This window comes from Glycomyces rhizosphaerae (genome assembly GCF_042647865.1).
GTDB classification, from domain to species: Bacteria; Actinomycetota; Actinomycetes; order Mycobacteriales; family Micromonosporaceae; genus Glycomyces; species Glycomyces rhizosphaerae.
The window spans coordinates 420,404-437,894 of the sequence record NZ_JBHRWO010000012.1 but is presented as its reverse complement, the minus strand read 5'-3'; the positions used below and the strand labels follow the sequence as shown (position 1 = coordinate 437,894).

Here is a 17,491-nt window from a genome sequence, read left to right as displayed (position 1 = left end):
AGCACCAGGCCGGGAGCTACCCGACACCAATCCTGCTGCAACCCACACTAATCGGCTTGGCTTAGTCTGCTTGCACCAACTCGACACCTGTACGTTTTCCCTGTCCTTGTACGTAGCTCAAGTATCCTCCGGCCAGCCCCTCACCGTCATCACCCACACGTTGCGAAGAGTTTCACGTTCCCAGCCAGATCTGTTGCACCACAAGCAAAGATAAAGCCCGTCCCCCGCGCTCGGGTGTGTCGCCACCAGTCGCGAGACCGACCCGAAGGACCGCCATCCGGGCCCGCCCTCATCGCCGCTATCGCTAACCTCGCCCCTCCCCTCCCCCAGGCTCGGCAGCGGCCTGGTACCGAGCGGCCAGCGCCCGCAAGTACTCCCGGAGCTCCTCCGAATCCTCCACCCTGAATGGCACTCCCAGCGCCGTCACGTAATGAGTGAGGTCCCGCAGCGAATCACTGCCGGTGCGCCACAGGCATTCGGCGTCGCCCGCGGGTTCGAGCAGGCCGCTGCCGGGCGGGAGGATCGCCGCTACTTCTTCGACCGGAGCCTGCAAGCGGATCACGGCCTGGTGGCGCCAGGCGCTCTGCCCGAGGCCGCGCAGGACGTGCGCGACCGCCTCCTCCGGCGGTTCCTTCGGAGTGAATCTGGGGCCGTTGGGGATCCGGGGCCGCATCCGGTCGGCGCGGTAGGTGCGCCAGTCCTCGCGGTCGACGTCCCAGGCCAGGAGGTACCAGCGCCGGTCGGTGTAGACGAGCCGGTGCGGTTCGGCCCGGCGGCGGCTCTCCTCCCCCGCACGGTCGCGGTAGTCGAAGCGCACCTGCTCACTGCGGTAGACGGCCTCGGCGATCAGCGTCAGCACCTCGACATCCACAGTGGGCCCCGCACCCGCCGCCGAAACCGTTGCGGCCCGCAGCATGTCGATCCGATGGCGCAGCCGCGACGGCATCGTCTGCTCCAGTTTCGCCAGCGCCCGCAGCGAAGTCTCCTCGATACCGGCCACCGAACCGGAGGCCGCCGCTCGCAGCCCCACCGCGACCGCGACGGCCTCCTCATCGTCGAGGAGCAAGGGCGGCATGGCGTTCCCGGCTTCCAGACGGTAGCCGCCGGCGCTGCCAGTCGTGGACCGCACGCGGTAGCCGAGCTGCCGGAGCCGGTCGATGTCGCTGCGCACGGTCCTGGTCGTGACATCGAGGCGCTCAGCGAGGGCCGCGCCCGTCCAGTCGTGTTGCGCCTGCAAGAGGGCGAGGACGCGCAGCAGGCGCACGGAGGTCTCCAACATTTCCCGATTCTCGCACGCATTGCGGAAGCTGATCTTCCGCAATGGCCTCTACCTTGGTGTTCAACGACGAAGAAGGAGCAAGGACATGTTGCGAGGATTCACGACCATCAGTTACTACGCCCAGGACCTCGAAGCCGCGAAGGCCTGGTACACCGAACTGCTCGGCATCGAGCCGTACTTCGAGGTGCCCGGCGGCTACGTCGAGTTCCGCGTGGGCGATTACCAGCACGAGCTCGGGATCGTCCAGGGCGACTGGGCGCCCCACGACCTCAACGCCGCGCCCGGCGGAGTGAAGACGTACTGGCACGTCGACGACCTCGACGCGACCATGGAGCGGCTGCTCGCCATGGGCGCCAAGGAGTACGAGCCGAAGACCGTCCGCGGCGAGGGCTTCGTGACGGCCTCGTTCCTCGACCCGTTCGGGAACATCCTGGCCGTCATGTACAACCAGCACTACCTCGACACGCTCGCCTCGTTCGGCAAGGGGGCGTGAGCGTGGAGGTGCTCGACTTCGCCGACGGCGACGAGTGGGAGGCCTGGCTGGAGGCCCACCCCGACGAGCGGGAGGTGTGGCTGCGCATCGGCAAGGAGCGCTCGCCCGAAGGGCGGCTCCGGATCGGCCCGGCGCTCGAATCCGCGCTGTGCTTCGGGTGGATCGACGGCCACCGCAAGGCCCTCGACGGCGATTCGTTCCTCCAGCGGTACTCGCCGCGCACCAAGCGCAGCCCGTGGTCGCGCCGGAACCGGGGCATCGCCGAAGCGCTCATCGCAGCGGGACGGATGCGCCCGGCCGGGCTCGCCGAGATCGAACGGGCGAAGGCCGAGGGGCGCTGGCCTGCCGACGATTGATACGGCCGCCTGGGATGATGGCCGGGTTCTAGGAGGAGGCAACATGAACGGACCCGGCCGGCGGCCCCAGACCACGATCTTCACGACCATGTCCGCGCTCGCGCAGCGCCACGACGCGGTGAACCTCGGCCAGGGCTTCCCCGACGAGTCCGGGCCCGCGCACATCATCGAGGCCGCGGCTACCGCCATGCGCGAGGGCCGCAACCAGTACCCGCCGCTGGCCGGCATTCCCGAACTGCGCCAAGCGATCACCGCGCACCAGCAGCACTGGTACGGCCTTGCGCCCGATCCCGACGAGGGCGTCACGGTCACCGCCGGGGCCACCGAGGCCATCACGGCCGCGATGCTCGCGCTCGTCGACCCCGGCGACGAGGTCATCGCGCTCGAACCGAGCTACGACTCCTACAAGGCCGCCGTCACGATGGCCGGCGGGACCCTCGTGCCCGTGCGGCTCGACGCGCCCGCGTTCAGGCTCGACACGGCGCGACTCGCCGCGGCCGTCACCGAGCGTACGAAGGTGCTGCTCATCAACTCGCCGCACAACCCGACCGGCACCGTCCTGCACCGCGCCGAGCTGGAGGCGATCGCGGCGCTGGCGGTCGAACGCGACCTCCTCGTCGTCACCGACGAGGTGTACGAGCACCTGGTCTTCGACGGCCGCGAGCACGTGCCGCTCGCCTCCCTGCCGGGCATGTGGGACCGCACGGTGAGCATCGGCTCGGCCGGGAAGACGTTCTCGGTGACCGGCTGGAAGATCGGCTGGGCGACCGGTCCCGCCGACCTGATCGCCCGCGTGAAGGACGTCAAGCAGTGGCTGTCGTTCGCTTCCGGCACCCCGTTCCAGTACGGCATCGCGACCGCACTGGCCTCGGGCGAGGAGTTCTACCGCGACTATATCGCGGGGTACCAGGAGCGGCGCGACCTCATGGTGGCCGGGCTCAGGGGCATCGGTTTCGACGTGTACGAGCCGGAGGGCACCTACTTCGTGACCACGAGCGTCGCCCCGTTCGGGTACGAGGACGGCATGCGGTTCTGCCTGGAGCTGCCCGAGCGCTGCGGCGTCGTCGCGATCCCCACACAGGTCTTCTATCTCGGCGAGCAGGAGGCGCGGCCCGAGGTGCGGTTCGCGTTCTGCAAGCAGCTGGAGGTCATCGAAGAGGGCCTGAAGCGGCTCGGCGCGGGCCTGGCGTGAACGGCGAAAGGGGCCGGTCGATGCCGACCGGCCCCTTCGCAACGCTGTACTAGGTCGCGGCGAGGTAGCCCGTCTCCAGCATGATCACCACGGCGACGCCGAGGATGCAGCGGTACCAGACGAAGATGAAGACGCTGTGCTTGGCGACCCACTTGAGCATCCAGTGCACCGCGGCCAGGCCGACGAAGAACGCGATGATCGTCGCCACGAGCATCTGCGCGCCGCTCGGCACCGAGCCCTCCGTGGCCGGGTCGAACACGTCGCCGAGGCTGAGGATGCCCGCGCCGAACACCGCCGGGATCGCCAGCAGGAACGAGTACCGTGCCGCCACCGAGCGGTCGAGGCCGATGAAGAGCCCGGCCGTGATCGTGCCGCCCGAGCGCGAGACGCCGGGGATGAGCGCGCCCGCCTGGGCGAAGCCGAGGATGAGGCCGTCCTTCAACCGGAAGTCGTCCCAGGTGCGGGTCTTCTTGCCCACGAGCTCGGCCAGCGCGAGCAGCAGCCCGAAGAAGATGAGGCTGAAGGAGACGAGCCAGAGGTTGCGGGCCCCGTCGCGGATCGCGTCCTTGAAGAGGAGGCCGAAGAACACGATCGGGAGGGTGCCGATGATGACGTACCAGCCGAGCCGGTAGTCGGTCTCGCCGCGCAGTTCCTTGTCCCACAGGCCTTTCCACCAGGCCACGAGGATGCGGACGATGTCCTTCCAGAAGTAGAGGAGGACCGCCGTCTCGGTCCCGAGCTGCGTCACCGCGGTGAACGAGGCGCCCGCGTCCTCTTCGAAGAACAGCGCCGAGGTGAGGCGGAGGTGCGCCGAGGAGGAGATCGGCAGCATCTCGGTCAGGCCCTGGACGACCCCGAGCACGATGGCCTCGAACCAGGTCATGTCGACCACGGGCGGACCTCCATCCGGGCAAGGGTCTTGCAGGGGGAAGTGCGCATTGTCGCTTCTTTCGTCACATCGACGGTCAGGCGTCGCCCGCGCCGTCTTGCGGCGCCCGGCGCGACGGGGACATCTTGCCAGATCCGAACCTGTGATCGGACGGCACACGCGTGGCGAAGTGAGACGCGCCGGGTCCTCGCCCTCAGAGGACGCGGACCCGTTCGCGGGCTCGGGTCAGTCGAGTTCCTGCGGGCACTTCAGGCTCGCTTCGGGGACGGTGAGGTCCACGAGGCAGGCGGTGACGGGGTCGTCGATGCAGATGTGGCCCAAGGCGTATGCGGTATGGCCGCTGCCTTCGTAGGTGATGAGGACGCCGTTGTCGAGTTCCTTCTCGACGGATTGGGCCCATTCGTAGGGTGTGGCGGGGTCGCCTTCGTTGCCGACCAGGACGATTTCGAGTGAGCCTTTGCCGCTCAAGGAATCGGGGCCCGGTTCGCTGGCGGACCAGGTGGCGCAGGGCAGGTAGCTCCAGGCGATGCCGGCGCCGAACAGGTCGGACTTCGCGTACGCGGCTTCGGCGCCGTCCTGATAGGAGTCGAAGTCGTCGGGGTTGTCGCGGTCGACGCCTTGGACGCCGCAGGCGCGGCGCCGCGTCCAGTCCGCTGATGCACGCGCTCTAAGACTCGGGAGTCCGGTTAGGCAGGGATTCGTGTGATTGTCGCCGATCGTGTTGCGCGTGAAGGCCGGAGGGGCTTGCGCTCCTCCGGCCGTTGCGGGTTCGGCTCAGGTGCGGTACCACTTCTGCGCGGCGTTGCCGCTGCTCGTCACGATCTGGAGGTTCGTGCCGTCGGCCGAATTGGCCCACGGCACGTCGAGGCATTTGTCGGCCTGCGGGTTGACGAGGTCGTTCGCGGAGGACAGGACCCATCGTTGGGCGCCGGTGCCGTTGCAGGTCCACAGCCGCACCGGCGTGCCGTCGCCCGTGGCGCCGTTCGCGACGTCGAGGCATTTGCCAAGGGCGCGAAGGGATCCGTCGCTCGCGAAGGTCCACCGCTGCGCGGCGGTGCCGTTGCAGGTGTAGAGCTGGACGGGCGTGCCGTCGGCGGTGCCCGAGCCCTCCACGTCGAGGCACTTGGCGGCCAGTCCGGTGACCGCCCCACCGGAACTCGCCGTTCCCGAGTAGACGCGCACGTAGTCGATCTTCATCTGCTGCGGGAACTGGGTGGAGCCGTCGGGGTAGCCGGGCCAGTTGCCGCCGACGGCGACGTTCAGGATCACGAAGAACGGGTGGTCGAAGACCCATTCGTTCCCGCCGATGTCGGCGGCGGTCTTGGTCTGGTAGTTCACGCCGTCCACCGACCACGTGATCGCGGTCGGGCTCCAGTCGACCGCGAAGGTGTGGAAGCCGTTCGCGAAGGGCTCCCCGATCGAGTAAGCGCCGCCGACGCCCGCGCCCCCGGAGTAGCCGGGGCCGTGGAGCGTGCCGTGGACGGTGTTCGGTTCGAAGCCGACGTTCTCCATGATGTCGATCTCGCCGCTCTGGGGCCAGCCGACCGAGCCGAGGTCGTCGCCGAGCATCCAGAACGCGGGCCAGATGCCCTGGCCGCGCGGGATCTGGATGCGGGCCTCGTAGCGGCCGTACGCCTGGGTGAAGGTGCCGGAGGTGAGCAGCCGGGCCGAGGTGTACTGACAGGTGCCGTTCCAGCACTGGTAGTTGGCCGGGTTCTCCTTGCGGGCGGTGATGACCATGTTGCCGGCGCCGTCGTGGGCGGCGTTGGAGGTGCTGTTCGTGTAGTACTGGTGCTCGTTGTTGCCCCAGCCGGAGCCGCCGATGTCGTGGCGCCACTTGGAAGCATCAGGGGCGGTGCCCGCGGCGGCGTTGAACTCGTCGCTCCAGGTCAGGGCCTGCGCCTGCACGGGGGCGGCGGGTTCCTCGGCTCCGGCGTTGCTGATGCCGACGGTGAACGCAGTGGCGGCGGCTATCACCGCACCAGCGAGGGCGAGCATGTGGGTCTTTGTGCGGCGCAATGGGTTCGGTGGTCTCACGGAGGCGTCCTCTCGTTCCACGGAGGAGAAAGCGGTTCGGGCCGGAACGATCGACCCGAGAGAGCGCTCTCTCTTAATATTCTTATCTTTTTATCATCGGGGATAGATCACTGTCAATAGGACGACTCGGGGCGAACGGATGCGAAGGGTGGCGGGCGGCCTGTCGAGCAGGAGCCCACCGCTCCCCGCCTGCGAAGCAGAACACCTTTGACGCTTTCTTGATGGCCGGGCTCCCCGTTGCGGTGAATGATGGTCCCGTGTCACGTGGACAACTGCGGATCTACCTCGGCGCGGCCCCGGGGGTCGGCAAGACCTTCGCCGCGCTCGAAGAGGCCCACCGCAGAGCCCTGCGCGGCACCGACGTGGTCGTCGGCTTCGTGGAGCCCCACGGTCGGACGCACACCGCGGAACTCCTGTACGGCCTCGAAGTCGTGCCGCGGCGAACCGTCGAGCATGAGGGCGCCCGGTTCGAGGAGCTCGACGTGGACGCCGTGCTCGCCCGGGCGCCGAAAGTCGCACTCGTCGACGAGCTCGCCCACACGAACGTGCCGGGTTCGCGGAACGAGAAGCGCTGGCAGGACATCGACGAGCTGCTCGAGGCCGGGATCGACGTGATCTCCACGGTGAACGTGCAGCATCTCGAGTCGCTCAACGACGTGGTCGCGCAGATCACCGGGGTGCCGCAGCGCGAGACCGTGCCTGATGAGGTGGTGCGCCGGGCCGATCAGGTCGAGCTTGCGGACATCACACCTGAGGCGCTGCGCCGCCGCATGGTCCACGGCAACGTCTACCCGGCCGAGAAGGTGGGACCGGCGCTCGCGAACTACTTCCGGGTCGGCAACCTGACGGCGCTGCGTGAGATCGCGCTGTTGTGGTTGGCGGACAAGGTCGAGGACCAGCTGGAGCAGTACCGCGAAGACCAGCACATCACGGCCACGTGGGAATCGAAAGAGCGCGTGGTCGTGGCCCTTTCGGGCGGGGACGAGGGTGACACGCTCATCCGCCGGGCCGCCCGCATCGCCGCGCGGTCGGGCGGCGCCGACCTCAAAGCGGTGTACGTGGCCTCCGGCGACGGCCTCACCAGCGCCCGCTCGGCCCGCAACCTCGCCCGCCAGCGCACCCTGGTCGAGGACCTGGGCGGTACTTACCACCAGGTCGTGGGCGATACCATTCCGGACGCGTTGCTCGAGTTCGCGCGCGGCGTGAACGCGACGCAGCTGGTGCTCGGAGCGTCGCGGCGCGGCCGGTTCGCGCAGATGCTCTCGCGCGGCGTCGGCGTGACGACCACGGCGAGCTCGGGGAAGATCGACGTCCACCTGGTGAGCCACGAGCGGGTCGCCACGGTGAAGCGGGCCCGCGGGGGCCGCGGCGTCATCGGCGGGACCCGCAGGCGACTCGGGATCGCATTGGCGCTCTTGGGGATCCCCGCACTGTGCCTGGCGTTGCTGCCGTTCCAGCAGGAGTTGTCGCTGACGACGATGATCCTCATCGTCCTCACCGCGGTCCTGGGTTTGACGCTCACCGGCGGCATGTGGCCGGCTCTGCTGGGGGCGCTGGCCGGCAGCGTCATGCTGAACTACTTCTTCACTAAGCCGCACAACACGCTCAAGCTGCACGACCAGGAGCAGCTCATCTCCTTGGTGATCTTCATAGCCCTCGCGCTGGGCGGGGCGAGCGTGGTGAACCTGTCGGCCGCGCGGGCCCGGCTCGCGGCCCGAGCGAGCGCCGAAGCCCAGACGCTGACGATGTTGGCCGGCAACGTGCTCCGCGGCGGGAGCCGGGTCGAGGACCTGCTGGAGCAGTTGCGGGAGACGTTCTCGCTGAAGTCCGTGACACTGCTGGAGCGCACCGAGCCGGGCGCGGGCCCGGCCGAGCGGCAGGACCCGCGGCTGTGGCGGATGGTGGCCTGCGCGGGCGAGGGATGCGCGAGCCCCGGTGCGGCCGAGAACGACCTGCCGATCAGCGATGATCTCGCCTTGGCACTGCGCGGGCACACCCTGGAGGCCGCGGACCGCCGGATCGCGCAGGCCTTCGCGATGCACGCGGCGGCGGCACTGGAACGCGACCGCCTTGAGCGGCAGGCCGAAGCGGTGCAGCGGCTCACGGACACGGACAAGCTGCGGACCGCGCTGCTGGCGGCCGTCTCCCATGACCTGCGCACGCCGCTGGCGTCGGCGCGGGTGGCCGTGTCGAGCCTGCGGTCCACTGGAGACCTGTTCACCCCCGAGGAGCGCGACGAGCTGCTGGAGGCCGCCGAGACCTCGCTGGCGCGCCTGACGAGCCTGGTGGACAACCTGCTCGACATGAGCCGCCTCCAGGCCGGCGTGCTCGGCGCGAACCCGGTACCGGTGGCGCTGGACGACGCGGTGCCGTGGGCGCTCGACGAGATCGGCGACGCGGCGGCGACCGTCCGCCTCGACGTCGCCCCGGACCTGCCCGAAGTGCTCGCCGATCCCGGTCTGCTGCAGCGGATCCTGGTGAACGTCGTGGCGAACGCGCTGCGCTTCAGCCCCGAAGGCGCGCCGCCCCTGGTGATCGCGGGGAGGCACGGCGGCCTGGTCGAGCTGCGGGTGGTCGACCGCGGCCCGGGCGTCCCCGACGAGGACCGCGAGACGATGTTCACGCCGTTCCAGCGGCTCGGCGACCGTGACAACACCAGCGGCGTGGGACTGGGGCTCGCGCTCTCGCGCGGGCTGGCGGAGGCGATGGGGGGCTCGCTCGTGCCGGAGGCGACCCCCGGCGGCGGGCTGACGATGGTGCTGGCGTTGCCGCAGGCGAGCGATGGGAAGAAGGACGCGGAGTGATCAAGATTCTGGTCGTGGACGACGAACCGCAGATCGCGCGCGCGTTGCGGATCAACCTGACGGCGCACGGCTACGAGGTGATCACTGCGTCGGACGGTGCGCAGGCGCTGCGCGCGGCCGCGGCGGTCGTCCCCGATCTCGTGGTGCTCGACCTGGGGCTGCCGGACATGGACGGCACCGAGGTCATCGCCGGGCTGCGCGGCTGGACGAGCGTGCCGATCCTGGTGCTCTCGGGCCGGGCCGCGAGCGCCGAGAAGATCGCGGCCCTCGACGCGGGCGCGGACGACTACGTGACGAAGCCCTTCGACATCGGCGAGCTGCTCGCCCGGGTGCGGGCCGCGACCCGCCGCGGGAACGCGGGCAGCGAGTCGCCCGTGACCGAGATCGGTTCGGCCACCGTCGATCTCGCGTCGCGCGAGGTGCGCCGCGAAGGCGAGGAGATCCGCCTGACCAAGACCGAGTGGCAGCTGCTCGAAGTGCTCTTGCGCAATCCCGGGAAGCTCGTGGGCCAGCGCGAGCTGCTGCACCGGGTCTGGGGCCCGAACTACGACCGCGAGACGAACTACCTGCGCCAGTACATGGCTCAGCTGCGCCGCAAACTGGAGGCGGACCCGGCCCGTCCGGTGCATCTGCTCACCGAGCCCGGCATGGGGTACCGTTTCCGGCCCTGAGGGCCTCGGCGAGGCCACGAGCCGCGAGTAAAGAGTCAGCGCAGTCGTACGGTGTGGGTCGCTCCCAGCGATCCTTCGGTCTTCACGGTGATCCGCGGCCGGTCGCCGGTCTCCACCTCAATGGTGTCGTCGGCCTCGACGACTTCGCTTGCCGCGTAAGGGAGTTCGACGACGACCTTGGTGGTGGTGCGGCCGGGGTCGGCGATCGCGACCGTGTATCCGTCGTCGTTCTTCGCGGCGAGGACCGAGGCGGGGCCGTCGCACGCGAGGCCCTCGACCTCGCGCGCCGCCCAGAAATGGGCGGAGAACATGCGGCCGTCCGTGACCGCTTGCACCTCGGCGTTGTTGGCGAGGATCCGCATGTTGTCGCTGCCTGCGGCCGTGGCGGTGGCGGCCTCGTCGGCGGTCGGGAGCAGAACGTAGGCGTACTTGCCGTCGACGGGCGAGACGCCGTGGTCGAACCAGAGCGTGGCGTACCGTCGCGAGTGGATCTCGGTGTCGCCGCCGCCGGTGGTCGGGCCCTGCTCGATGTCGTTCCAGGCACCCGTGCGAGTCTCCCGGAGGCCGCGGAGTCCGGTTGCGCCCGAGGGGAAGAGGTAGCCGCCGACGCCTTCGAGGTGGACCCAGCGGGCGCCGTCGAGCGTGGCGGACCAGCCCGGTTCGCTCGGTTGCTCGTCGCCGTTGACGCTGAGGCGCGGCGCGCCTTCGGCGCCGAGGTTGCGGTGCTCGACGGTGGTGACGATGTTGCGCCCGTCGGAGGCGGTGATGTCCGCGCCGAGGGCGACGATCGCGTCGTCGAAGACGAACCAGGCCTTCTTGGCGCGCAGGCTGGAGCCGTCGCCGACGAGCTCCATCGCCGCGACCGCGTACCGGTCGCCGAGCGCCGCGCCGCCCGCGACGTCGTTCTCCGGCAGGTGCACCACCATGCCTTCGGAGGCGGCGGTCACCTCGCGAACGCGGGTGTCCACAGTGGTACCGGGCAGGCGGTAGGGGTTCACGGTCGGCCAGAACTCGTCGTTGTACTGGCCCGGGTCGGTGCGGAGGTAGAGGTAGGTCATGCCGTCGCCGAGGTACCAGCCGTGGAGGTTCTCCCAGTTGCCCATCTCATAGGCCGCCACCCGGTTCGAGGACATCGACAGCGCCCAGGACCAGCCGGCGCGGCGGGCCACGGCACGGTCCATCCCCGCGAAGACGCGGCTGTACTCGGGTCGCGGCGCGGGCTCGATCGCGTCGTCCTCCAGGATCGCCCGCGCCCGGCTCAGCCCGGGGATCCCGCCCCGCCCGGCGTACGGGAAGGTCTCCTGCGAGCGTTCGATCCAGCCTTTGACGCCGGAGTGCCAGCGCTCCCGGTACTCCTGCGGGGCGCCGACGGCGAGCTGCGTGAGGGCGGTGATGAAGCTGGCGCCGTTGGTGTAGTCGCGCTGGCCGGGCCGCGAGATGCCGCGTCCGTACACGCAGTCCATGAGCAGGCCGTCCTCGAGGAACGGCGCGTAGCTCAGCTCGACCGCGTCGTAGAGGACCGGCAGGTTCGCGTCGGTGACCTCCCCCGCCGAGCCCGCGAGGAGCGAGACGGCCAGGCCGGTCGAGGCGAGCATGGTGGTGCCGTACGCGGCGACGTAGGGCACGTTGTCGTGCTGGATGAGCGAGCCGTCCCGGTAGAAGCCGTCGTCCTCGGTGACGTACTGGAAGAGGCTGTGGCGGCCATCGTCGCTGGTGGCGCCGGAGAGGCCGTCGCGGGCGAGCCGCAGCTTCGCGTCGTCCTCGCCGAGGATGCCGCGCAGGGCCAGGATCACGGCCTTGTCGGCGCGGTTCGCGCCGACCTCGTGGATGTTGGGGTTGACCACGCGCATGTCGGCGTCGGGGCACCAGCGGTCCACGGCGGCGAAGTACTGCTGCATCCGTTCGGCGGGGATGTGGTCGTAGAGGATCACGCAGGTCTTCAGCAGCGCTGTGGGAGTGCCGATCTCCCACCAGTACCAGTTGCCGACCTGCTCGACGCGCTCGTTGTAGCCGCCGTCGTAGAGCAGGGCCAGGCTGTCGACGACTGCGGCGGCGATCGTCTCGTCGCCGTACTGGGAGGTGCCGGGAGTGGCCCAGGCGACCGCGATCCGGTAGAGCTGGCGGTAGGAGTTGTTGGCGTTCGCCGCATCGGAGACCGGGGCGAGGTCGGGCCAGACGGCGGTGCGCTGGTCGCCGCGGTCCATCGCGTCCCACAGGTTGGCGGCCTCGGACTCGATGGTGGCGATCGCGGGGGCGTACTCGGGGTCGGACGGGTCGAATTCGCCGCCGACGAGGAGTTCGAGGGCGCGTGTCCGGGGGGCGTCGAAGTCGACCGTGGGGGGAGCGTCGGGGTAGTCCGGGCCGGCCGGGGTGATGGTCGCGGGCTCGTCGGGGCGCAGGAACAGCGCCGCGCCGCCGGCGCCCGCACCGATGCCGACGATCCCCAGCGCCCCTCCGAGGAGCAGGCGGCGATTCAGGGAGGAAGGCAGTTTCGGCATCGAGCGTCCAAGTCAGGGCGGCGGGATGGGGGTCGCCCCTATACTAGCGGCCCATATGTACGACTGCACATTGCGATTGACCTGGGTGTTCGTAATCCGCGACCTACCACAGTGAACTCTCGGCGGCGCTCCGACCGGGACTTCAGCCGGTGGCGCCCACCAGGTCGTCGGCGCGGGTGCGGCCGCGGGTGACATACGACTCGGCGAAGTCGTCGACGGCGGCGGCGATCGCCGGATCGGTCTGCGCCTCACGTGCGGCCGCGAAGCAGGAGGCGGCGGCGCGCGCGATCGGCTCGTCTTGCAGGGCCGCGGTGGCGGCGCGGAGGTTGAGGTCCGCAGCGGCGGCACGGTGCCAGAGCGGTTCGAGGGCCGCGCGGGCGCGTTCGGCCGCAACGGGATCGTCGAAGAGCGCGGCGGCGACCACCACGGGCACGATCCAGTCGGGGCCGGGCTGGGCGTCGATCATCCGCAGCTCCAGATAGGAGCCGCGCGGGCGCACGGGCGGGAACAGCGTCGTGAGACGGTAGTCGAGATCGTCCAGTGTGGGCGAACAGTGATAGTCGCCGCGAACCCATTCGCGGAAGGTCAGCCCGCGCGGCACGGTCCACCGGCCGGGGCCGCGCACGGCCATGACGCGCGCGTCGAGGGCGTATCGGACCCAAGCCTCGCGCGGGTCGCCTTGCGGCACAGGGCGGGAGCGGGAGAGGTCGATATCCGCGGCCAAGGGCGTCCTCGCCAACGCCCGCTAGGCAAAGGGGGCGCATCGTGTCCGATGCGCCCCCTTCATGTCCCGCCAAGCGATACGCGCACGCGACGGCAAGCGTCTTGCGAGCCGGCACGCGCGGAAGCCGCCCAATTATTGGGACGAGGGTTGCTCGGAGCCGCTCCCCAATCCTAGTATTCCCACTAATTTGATCGACTTTATCGAATTAGTAGGAATACCGCCCCCTGAACGAGAAAGCCTCCCCATGAGCATCAGACGACGCAACGTCATCGCAGCCGCAGGTGCGGCCCTCGCCGCGGCCCCGGTGCTGGCCGCCTGCGGGAACGTCGACGCCGGTTCGACCGCCGCCGCCGAAGCCGACGGCTCCACCGCCAGCGGCACGATCCGCCTGGGCTACTTCGGGAACGTCACCCACGCCCCCGCCCTCGTCGGCCTCGAGTCCGGCGTCTTCAAGGACACGCTGCCCAGTGCCGTGACCATTGAAGAGACCGTCTTCAACGCCGGGCCCTCGGCGATCGAGGCCCTCTTCGCCGACGCCATCGACGTCTCCTACATCGGCCCGAACCCGGCCATCAACGGCTGGGCCCAGTCCGGCGGTCAGGCGCTGCACATCATCGGCGGCTCGACCTCCGGCGGCGCGGGCCTGGTCGTGGACGCCTCGATCACGACTGCGGAGGACCTGCGCGGCAAGGCACTCGCGACCCCGCAGCTGGGCAACACCCAGGACGTGGCGGCCCGCTACTGGCTCAAGGAGCAGGGTTTCGCCACCGATGAGAACGGCGGCGGCGACGTCTCCGTGACCCCCATCGACAACGCGGAGGTCGCCGCGGCCTTCGACGACGGCACGGTGCAGGCGGCCTGGGCCGTCGAGCCGCGCTACTCGGACCTGCTCCTCAAGCACGGCGCGGTCGAGTTCCTCAACGAGCGCGAGCTGTGGGAGGGCGGCGAGTTCGTCACCACCCACATCATCGTCTCCAAGAAGTTCCTCGACGAGCAGCCCGCCCTGGTGAAGGCGTTCCTGGAAGGCCACCTGGCCGCCCTGGACTTCATCGCCGAGAAGCCCGAGGAGGCCCAGACCGCTTCCAACGACCGCATCGAGGCGCTCACCGACAAGCGCCTGGACGACGCCGTGATCGCGGCGGCTTGGGAGAACCTGACCTTCACCGCCGACCCGATCGCGACCTCGCTGCAGGGCAGCAAGGACCACGCCGTCGAGATCGGACTGCTCGAAGAGGTCGACCTCAAGGGCATCTATGCGCTCGACGCGCTCAACCAGGTGCTCGCCGACCGCGGCGACGCCGAGGTCTCGGACGGTGGCCTGGGATGACCTCGAACCGCCGAGCCGCGGCGGCCGAGGACGCCGCCCGGGCCTCAGGGGCCGTGGTGCTGACCGATGTGGTCAAGCGCTACGGCCGGGGTCCGGGCGCCGTCACGGCCCTCGACGGCGTCTCGCTGAGCGTCGAACCCGGCAGTTTCACCTGCCTTCTCGGCGCCTCCGGCTGCGGCAAGAGCACCCTGCTCTCGCTCGTGGCCGGACTCGACGACCTCACCGCCGGCTCCATCGACAATGTGGACCGACCGGTGGCGATGATGTTCCAGGAGTCGGCGCTGTTCCCGTGGCTCTCGGTCTCGGGCAACGTCGAACTCGCTTTGCGTGTGAAAGGCGTCGGTCGGGCTGAACGACGCCGGCGCGCAGCAGAGCTCTTGGACACGGTGCGGCTCAATGGGTTCGCGCACAAGCGGCCGCACGAGCTGTCGGGCGGCATGCGCCAGCGCGTGGCGCTCGCGAGGGCGCTGGCGCAGGACGTCTCGGTGCTGCTCATGGACGAGCCCTTCGGGGCGCTCGACGCGATGACCCGCGACCTGCTGCACGACGAGTTGGAGCGGATCTGGCGCGAGCGGGAGCTCACGGTGTTCTTCGTGACCCACAACGTGCGCGAGGCGGTGCGTCTGGGCGACCGGGTGGTGCTGCTGAGTTCGCGGCCGGGCCGGGTGCTCGACGTGTACGACGTGGAGTTGGAGCGCCCCAGGCGCATCGACTCGTCGCCCGTGGCGAACCTGGCCGCCGAGATCACCGACGCGCTGCGCGAGGAGGTGTCGCGCCATGCCGGTTGAGACCGTGACTTCCAAGGAGAAGGACACCTCCCGCAAGTGGGTGTCGGGGCTCGACGAGCTGGAGCGCACGCCGGTGACCGAGACCCGGTGGGGCCGTTTCGGTTCCCGGCTGTGGGCGAGCACCTGGCCGAAGGTGCTGGCGCTGGTGCTGGTGATCGGGGCCTGGCAGGTGATCTTCCTGAGCGGGCGCTGGGATCCGTGGGTCCTGCCGTCGCCGATGATGACCTGGCAGGAGTTGTCTACCTATGCGGTGACGTCCGATTTCTGGCAGGCCATCCTCATCACGTTGCAGCGGGCCCTGACCGGGTTCGCGTTGTCGGTGGCGATCGGCTCGGCGCTCGGGATCGCGGTGGCGCGGTTCAAGCCGCTGCGGGCGGCGATCGGGTCGCTGATCACGGGGCTCCAGACGATGCCGTCGATCATGTGGTTCCCGTTGGCGATCCTGCTGTTCAAGATCTCGGAGTCGGCGATCCTGTTCGTGGTGGTGCTCGGGGCGGTGCCCTCGATCGCCAACGGCATCATCTCGGGGATCGACTACGTGCCTCCGGCGTGGAAGCGGGTCGGGTCGGTGCTGGGCATGAAGGGCCTGACGCTGTACCGGCACGTGATCTTGCCGGCGACACTGCCGTCGTTCGTCTCGGGCCTGAAGCAGGGCTGGGCGTTCGCGTGGCGGTCGCTCATGGCGGGCGAGCTGCTGGTGATCGTGGCCGGGCAGGGCTCGATCGGCGCGCTCATGCAGGGCGCCAGGGAGTTCAACGACGCGCCGCGCGTGATCACCTGGATCATCACGGTGCTGGTGATCGGCATCGTGGTCGACGCGTTCTTCCGCGCCGCCGACAACCGCATCCGCTCGTCCTGGGGTTTGAACCAGGACCGGTAGTACACGACTGTCGAACGGGTCGCTCCACACCGCCGCGGGCTTCCTCGACCCCGAGGCCCAGACTACGGTCACGTTGGAGCGGGACGACCTCATCGGCCTGCTCCTCGACCAGGCCGCGGTGATCGCGAACCTGAAGACGGAAGGGGACACGACCGTCCTCGCGACGCTCTTCAGCCTGCTCGACCGCTTCGAATCCGACTTCCCGATCGTTACGCCCTAGCCCGCAGATACGGTCGGCGGCCGGGTTCCCGATCAGCTCGCGGGAACCCGGCCGCCGGCACCACCACGACAACAGAGGAGCGAACATGCCCATCGCATCGCAGCCAATCGTAGGCCCGGACGCCGCAAGGCGACTGGTCGAGGAGGACCAGGCCGTCCTGATCGACGTCCGCACGCCCGGAGAGTTCGCCACCGAGCGCATCCCGGGCTCGCGCAACGTCCCGCTGGCGGCCCTGAAGGCCGAGCGGGGCGTCATCAGCGCGGCGGGCGCACCGGTGATCCTGGTCTGCGCCTCGGGAACCCGAGCCGGACAGGCCAAGGACCTCCTGGGCGAGTTGACCGGCGTGCCGATCCACCTCTTGGACGGCGGCCTCGCCGCCTGGCGGCAGGACGGCGGCGAGGTCGAGTCGAGCGGCCGCAAGGTCTGGGGCATGGAACGGCAGGTCCGCTTCGCGGCGGGCCTCCTCGTCATCATCTTCGTGACCCTCAGCCTCGCCTTCGAGCCGCTGAAATGGCTGGCGGCGGCCATCGGCGCGGGCCTGGTCTTCGCGGCGGTGTCCAACACCTGCGCCATGGCGCGGGTCCTGGCCCTCCTCCCCTGGAACCGAAGGGCCGCTTAGCGGTTCACGCCCCGGCCGTACGCCCGCGCAACTGGTCCGCCTGCGCCCGTGCGGAAGCGGACAGGGACGGGTGCTCGAACGCGACGACCTTCTCGTACGCGGCCAGCGCGCCTTCGATGTCGTCCTGGTCGGCGAGCAGGCGCGCGAGCGCGTAGGCGGCCTGGGCGCTGAAGTGGGGGTGGTCCTGCGCCAGAGACCGGCGCAGGGCCTGCTCGGCCATGACCAGCTGGCGGAAGGACTCCAGGGCGGTGCCGCGTTCCAGTTCGAACGCCGCAGGGTGGAGCCCTTCGGCGCCTTTCGCGCGCGCGTAGGCGCGCATCAGGGTTTCGGCGCGCTCCCGTGCGGCCCGTGCGCCGTTCCAGTCCTCCTGGTGTTCGTAGACCGCTTCGAGGCCGAACGCCGCCTTGTAAGCCCAGTTTCCTTCGCCCGGTTCGGGTCCCGGCGGTGCGACGCTGTATGCGAGGGTGCGTTCGAAGGCCGCTCGGGCGCCGTCGAGGTCGCCGCGGGCGAGGAGCATGCGTCCGAGCGCGAGCCCGGCGAGGGGGCCGTAGGCGTCACCGGATTGCAGTACCCGGTCGAATGAGGCGCGTGCGGCGGAGAAGTCGCCGCGTTGCTCGAGTTTGCTTGCGCGCCAGTAGAGGCGGCGGGCTTGGGATTCGCGCATCGGCATCCTCGGGGGTGAGTCCGCAGGCCCCGGAGCGGGGCCCGCCCATA

The 17,491-nt window shown here is 69.9% G+C and carries 17 protein-coding genes; 10 read left to right on the top strand and 7 right to left on the bottom strand.

The features are described 5' to 3' along the window. Positions 1 to 304 precede the first annotated feature (304 nt). Positions 305 to 1,279, bottom strand: coding sequence for a helix-turn-helix transcriptional regulator (locus ACFO8M_RS16315; protein WP_387977444.1), 975 nt, complete (start codon positions 1,277 to 1,279; stop codon positions 305 to 307). Between the two features lie 85 nt (positions 1,280 to 1,364). Here ACFO8M_RS16315 and ACFO8M_RS16310 point away from each other — a divergent pair, with 85 nt between their 5' ends. The 3 genes from ACFO8M_RS16310 to ACFO8M_RS16300 are packed head-to-tail and all read left to right on the top strand — an operon-like array spanning position 1,365 to position 3,320. Beyond that, on the top strand, positions 1,365 to 1,772 hold the full coding sequence (locus ACFO8M_RS16310; protein ID WP_387977442.1) for a VOC family protein: 408 nt from the start codon (positions 1,365 to 1,367) through the stop codon (positions 1,770 to 1,772). Next, positions 1,769 to 2,128, top strand: a complete 360-nt coding sequence (locus ACFO8M_RS16305; RefSeq protein WP_387977440.1) for a YdeI/OmpD-associated family protein — start codon at positions 1,769 to 1,771, stop codon at positions 2,126 to 2,128. Before ACFO8M_RS16310 ends, ACFO8M_RS16305 begins: the two co-directional genes overlap by 4 nt. Positions 2,129 to 2,171: 43 nt before the next feature. Beyond that, complete coding sequence (locus tag ACFO8M_RS16300; protein WP_387977438.1) at positions 2,172 to 3,320, top strand: pyridoxal phosphate-dependent aminotransferase; 1,149 nt, start codon at positions 2,172 to 2,174, stop codon at positions 3,318 to 3,320. Between the two features lie 49 nt (positions 3,321 to 3,369). Here the strand turns inward: ACFO8M_RS16300 and ACFO8M_RS16295 are convergent, their stop codons facing one another. The 3 genes from ACFO8M_RS16295 to ACFO8M_RS16285 all read right to left on the bottom strand — a co-directional run bounded on the left by ACFO8M_RS16295 (position 3,370) and on the right by ACFO8M_RS16285 (position 6,207). Beyond that, positions 3,370 to 4,203: an undecaprenyl-diphosphate phosphatase gene (locus ACFO8M_RS16295; RefSeq protein ID WP_387977471.1), complete on the bottom strand. Its 834-nt coding sequence runs from the start codon at positions 4,201 to 4,203 to the stop codon at positions 3,370 to 3,372. A gap of 231 nt (positions 4,204 to 4,434) precedes the next feature. Next, a complete protein-coding gene (locus ACFO8M_RS16290; RefSeq protein WP_387977469.1) occupies positions 4,435 to 4,752 on the bottom strand; it encodes an alpha/beta hydrolase in 318 nt (105 codons plus the stop codon). Between the two features lie 231 nt (positions 4,753 to 4,983). After that, the gene (locus ACFO8M_RS16285; RefSeq protein WP_387977436.1) at positions 4,984 to 6,207 is read right to left on the bottom strand and encodes a ricin-type beta-trefoil lectin domain protein; all 1,224 of its coding nucleotides are present in this window, start codon (positions 6,205 to 6,207) and stop codon (positions 4,984 to 4,986) included. Between the two features lie 296 nt (positions 6,208 to 6,503). Between ACFO8M_RS16285 and ACFO8M_RS16280 the strand changes: the two genes are divergently transcribed. Both ACFO8M_RS16280 and ACFO8M_RS16275 read left to right on the top strand, forming a co-directional pair. Beyond that, positions 6,504 to 9,050, top strand: coding sequence for a sensor histidine kinase (locus ACFO8M_RS16280; RefSeq protein WP_387977434.1), 2,547 nt, complete (start codon positions 6,504 to 6,506; stop codon positions 9,048 to 9,050). Continuing rightward, positions 9,047 to 9,721 carry a response regulator gene (locus ACFO8M_RS16275; protein ID WP_387977432.1) on the top strand — a complete coding sequence of 225 codons (675 nt, stop codon included), beginning with the start codon at positions 9,047 to 9,049 and terminating at the stop codon, positions 9,719 to 9,721. The genes ACFO8M_RS16280 and ACFO8M_RS16275 overlap by 4 nt, the downstream gene beginning before the upstream one ends. Before the next feature lie 35 nt (positions 9,722 to 9,756). Here ACFO8M_RS16275 and ACFO8M_RS16270 read toward each other — a convergent pair whose 3' ends face one another. Then, positions 9,757 to 12,219 (bottom strand): polysaccharide lyase 8 family protein, encoded by a 2,463-nt coding sequence (locus tag ACFO8M_RS16270; protein ID WP_387977430.1) that lies wholly within the window; start codon positions 12,217 to 12,219, stop codon positions 9,757 to 9,759. Between the two features lie 142 nt (positions 12,220 to 12,361). After that, positions 12,362 to 12,943 (bottom strand): glutamate-cysteine ligase family protein, encoded by a 582-nt coding sequence (locus tag ACFO8M_RS16265; RefSeq protein WP_387977428.1) that lies wholly within the window; start codon positions 12,941 to 12,943, stop codon positions 12,362 to 12,364. A gap of 244 nt (positions 12,944 to 13,187) precedes the next feature. On the opposite strand from ACFO8M_RS16265, the gene ACFO8M_RS16260 reads away from it, so the two are divergent. The 5 genes from ACFO8M_RS16260 to ACFO8M_RS16240 all read left to right on the top strand — a co-directional run bounded on the left by ACFO8M_RS16260 (position 13,188) and on the right by ACFO8M_RS16240 (position 16,777). Beyond that, positions 13,188 to 14,270, top strand: coding sequence for an ABC transporter substrate-binding protein (locus ACFO8M_RS16260; protein WP_387977426.1), 1,083 nt, complete (start codon positions 13,188 to 13,190; stop codon positions 14,268 to 14,270). Continuing rightward, positions 14,267 to 15,058, top strand: a complete 792-nt coding sequence (locus ACFO8M_RS16255; RefSeq protein ID WP_387977424.1) for an ABC transporter ATP-binding protein — start codon at positions 14,267 to 14,269, stop codon at positions 15,056 to 15,058. The genes ACFO8M_RS16260 and ACFO8M_RS16255 overlap by 4 nt, the downstream gene beginning before the upstream one ends. Next, on the top strand, positions 15,048 to 15,938 hold the full coding sequence (locus tag ACFO8M_RS16250; RefSeq protein WP_387977422.1) for an ABC transporter permease: 891 nt from the start codon (positions 15,048 to 15,050) through the stop codon (positions 15,936 to 15,938). Before ACFO8M_RS16255 ends, ACFO8M_RS16250 begins: the two co-directional genes overlap by 11 nt. A gap of 7 nt (positions 15,939 to 15,945) precedes the next feature. Then, positions 15,946 to 16,158: an alkyl sulfatase C-terminal domain-containing protein gene (locus tag ACFO8M_RS16245; protein WP_387977468.1), complete on the top strand. Its 213-nt coding sequence runs from the start codon at positions 15,946 to 15,948 to the stop codon at positions 16,156 to 16,158. A gap of 85 nt (positions 16,159 to 16,243) precedes the next feature. Beyond that, positions 16,244 to 16,777, top strand: a complete 534-nt coding sequence (locus tag ACFO8M_RS16240) for a rhodanese-like domain-containing protein (protein ID WP_387977420.1) — start codon at positions 16,244 to 16,246, stop codon at positions 16,775 to 16,777. Between the two features lie 4 nt (positions 16,778 to 16,781). Here the strand turns inward: ACFO8M_RS16240 and ACFO8M_RS16235 are convergent, their stop codons facing one another. Beyond that, positions 16,782 to 17,441 (bottom strand): hypothetical protein, encoded by a 660-nt coding sequence (locus ACFO8M_RS16235; RefSeq protein ID WP_387977418.1) that lies wholly within the window; start codon positions 17,439 to 17,441, stop codon positions 16,782 to 16,784. Positions 17,442 to 17,491: the final 50 nt, after the last annotated feature.

Bases quoted from the DNA above. Each gene is read 5' to 3' on its own strand.
- ACFO8M_RS16300 (WP_387977438.1), top strand. From the start codon at position 2,172: ATGAACGGACCCGGCCGGCGGCCCCAGACCACGATCTTCACGACCATG.
- ACFO8M_RS16255 (WP_387977424.1), top strand. From the start codon at position 14,267: ATGACCTCGAACCGCCGAGCCGCGGCGGCCGAGGACGCCGCCCGGGCC.
- ACFO8M_RS16315 (WP_387977444.1), bottom strand. From the start codon at position 1,279: ATGTTGGAGACCTCCGTGCGCCTGCTGCGCGTCCTCGCCCTCTTGCAG.
- ACFO8M_RS16310 (WP_387977442.1), top strand. From the start codon at position 1,365: ATGTTGCGAGGATTCACGACCATCAGTTACTACGCCCAGGACCTCGAA.
- ACFO8M_RS16270 (WP_387977430.1), bottom strand. From the start codon at position 12,219: ATGCCGAAACTGCCTTCCTCCCTGAATCGCCGCCTGCTCCTCGGAGGG.
- ACFO8M_RS16250 (WP_387977422.1), top strand. From the start codon at position 15,048: ATGCCGGTTGAGACCGTGACTTCCAAGGAGAAGGACACCTCCCGCAAG.
- ACFO8M_RS16235 (WP_387977418.1), bottom strand. From the start codon at position 17,441: ATGCGCGAATCCCAAGCCCGCCGCCTCTACTGGCGCGCAAGCAAACTC.
- ACFO8M_RS16285 (WP_387977436.1), bottom strand. From the start codon at position 6,207: ATGCTCGCCCTCGCTGGTGCGGTGATAGCCGCCGCCACTGCGTTCACC.
- ACFO8M_RS16240 (WP_387977420.1), top strand. From the start codon at position 16,244: ATGCCCATCGCATCGCAGCCAATCGTAGGCCCGGACGCCGCAAGGCGA.
- ACFO8M_RS16260 (WP_387977426.1), top strand. From the start codon at position 13,188: ATGAGCATCAGACGACGCAACGTCATCGCAGCCGCAGGTGCGGCCCTC.
- ACFO8M_RS16295 (WP_387977471.1), bottom strand. From the start codon at position 4,203: ATGACCTGGTTCGAGGCCATCGTGCTCGGGGTCGTCCAGGGCCTGACC.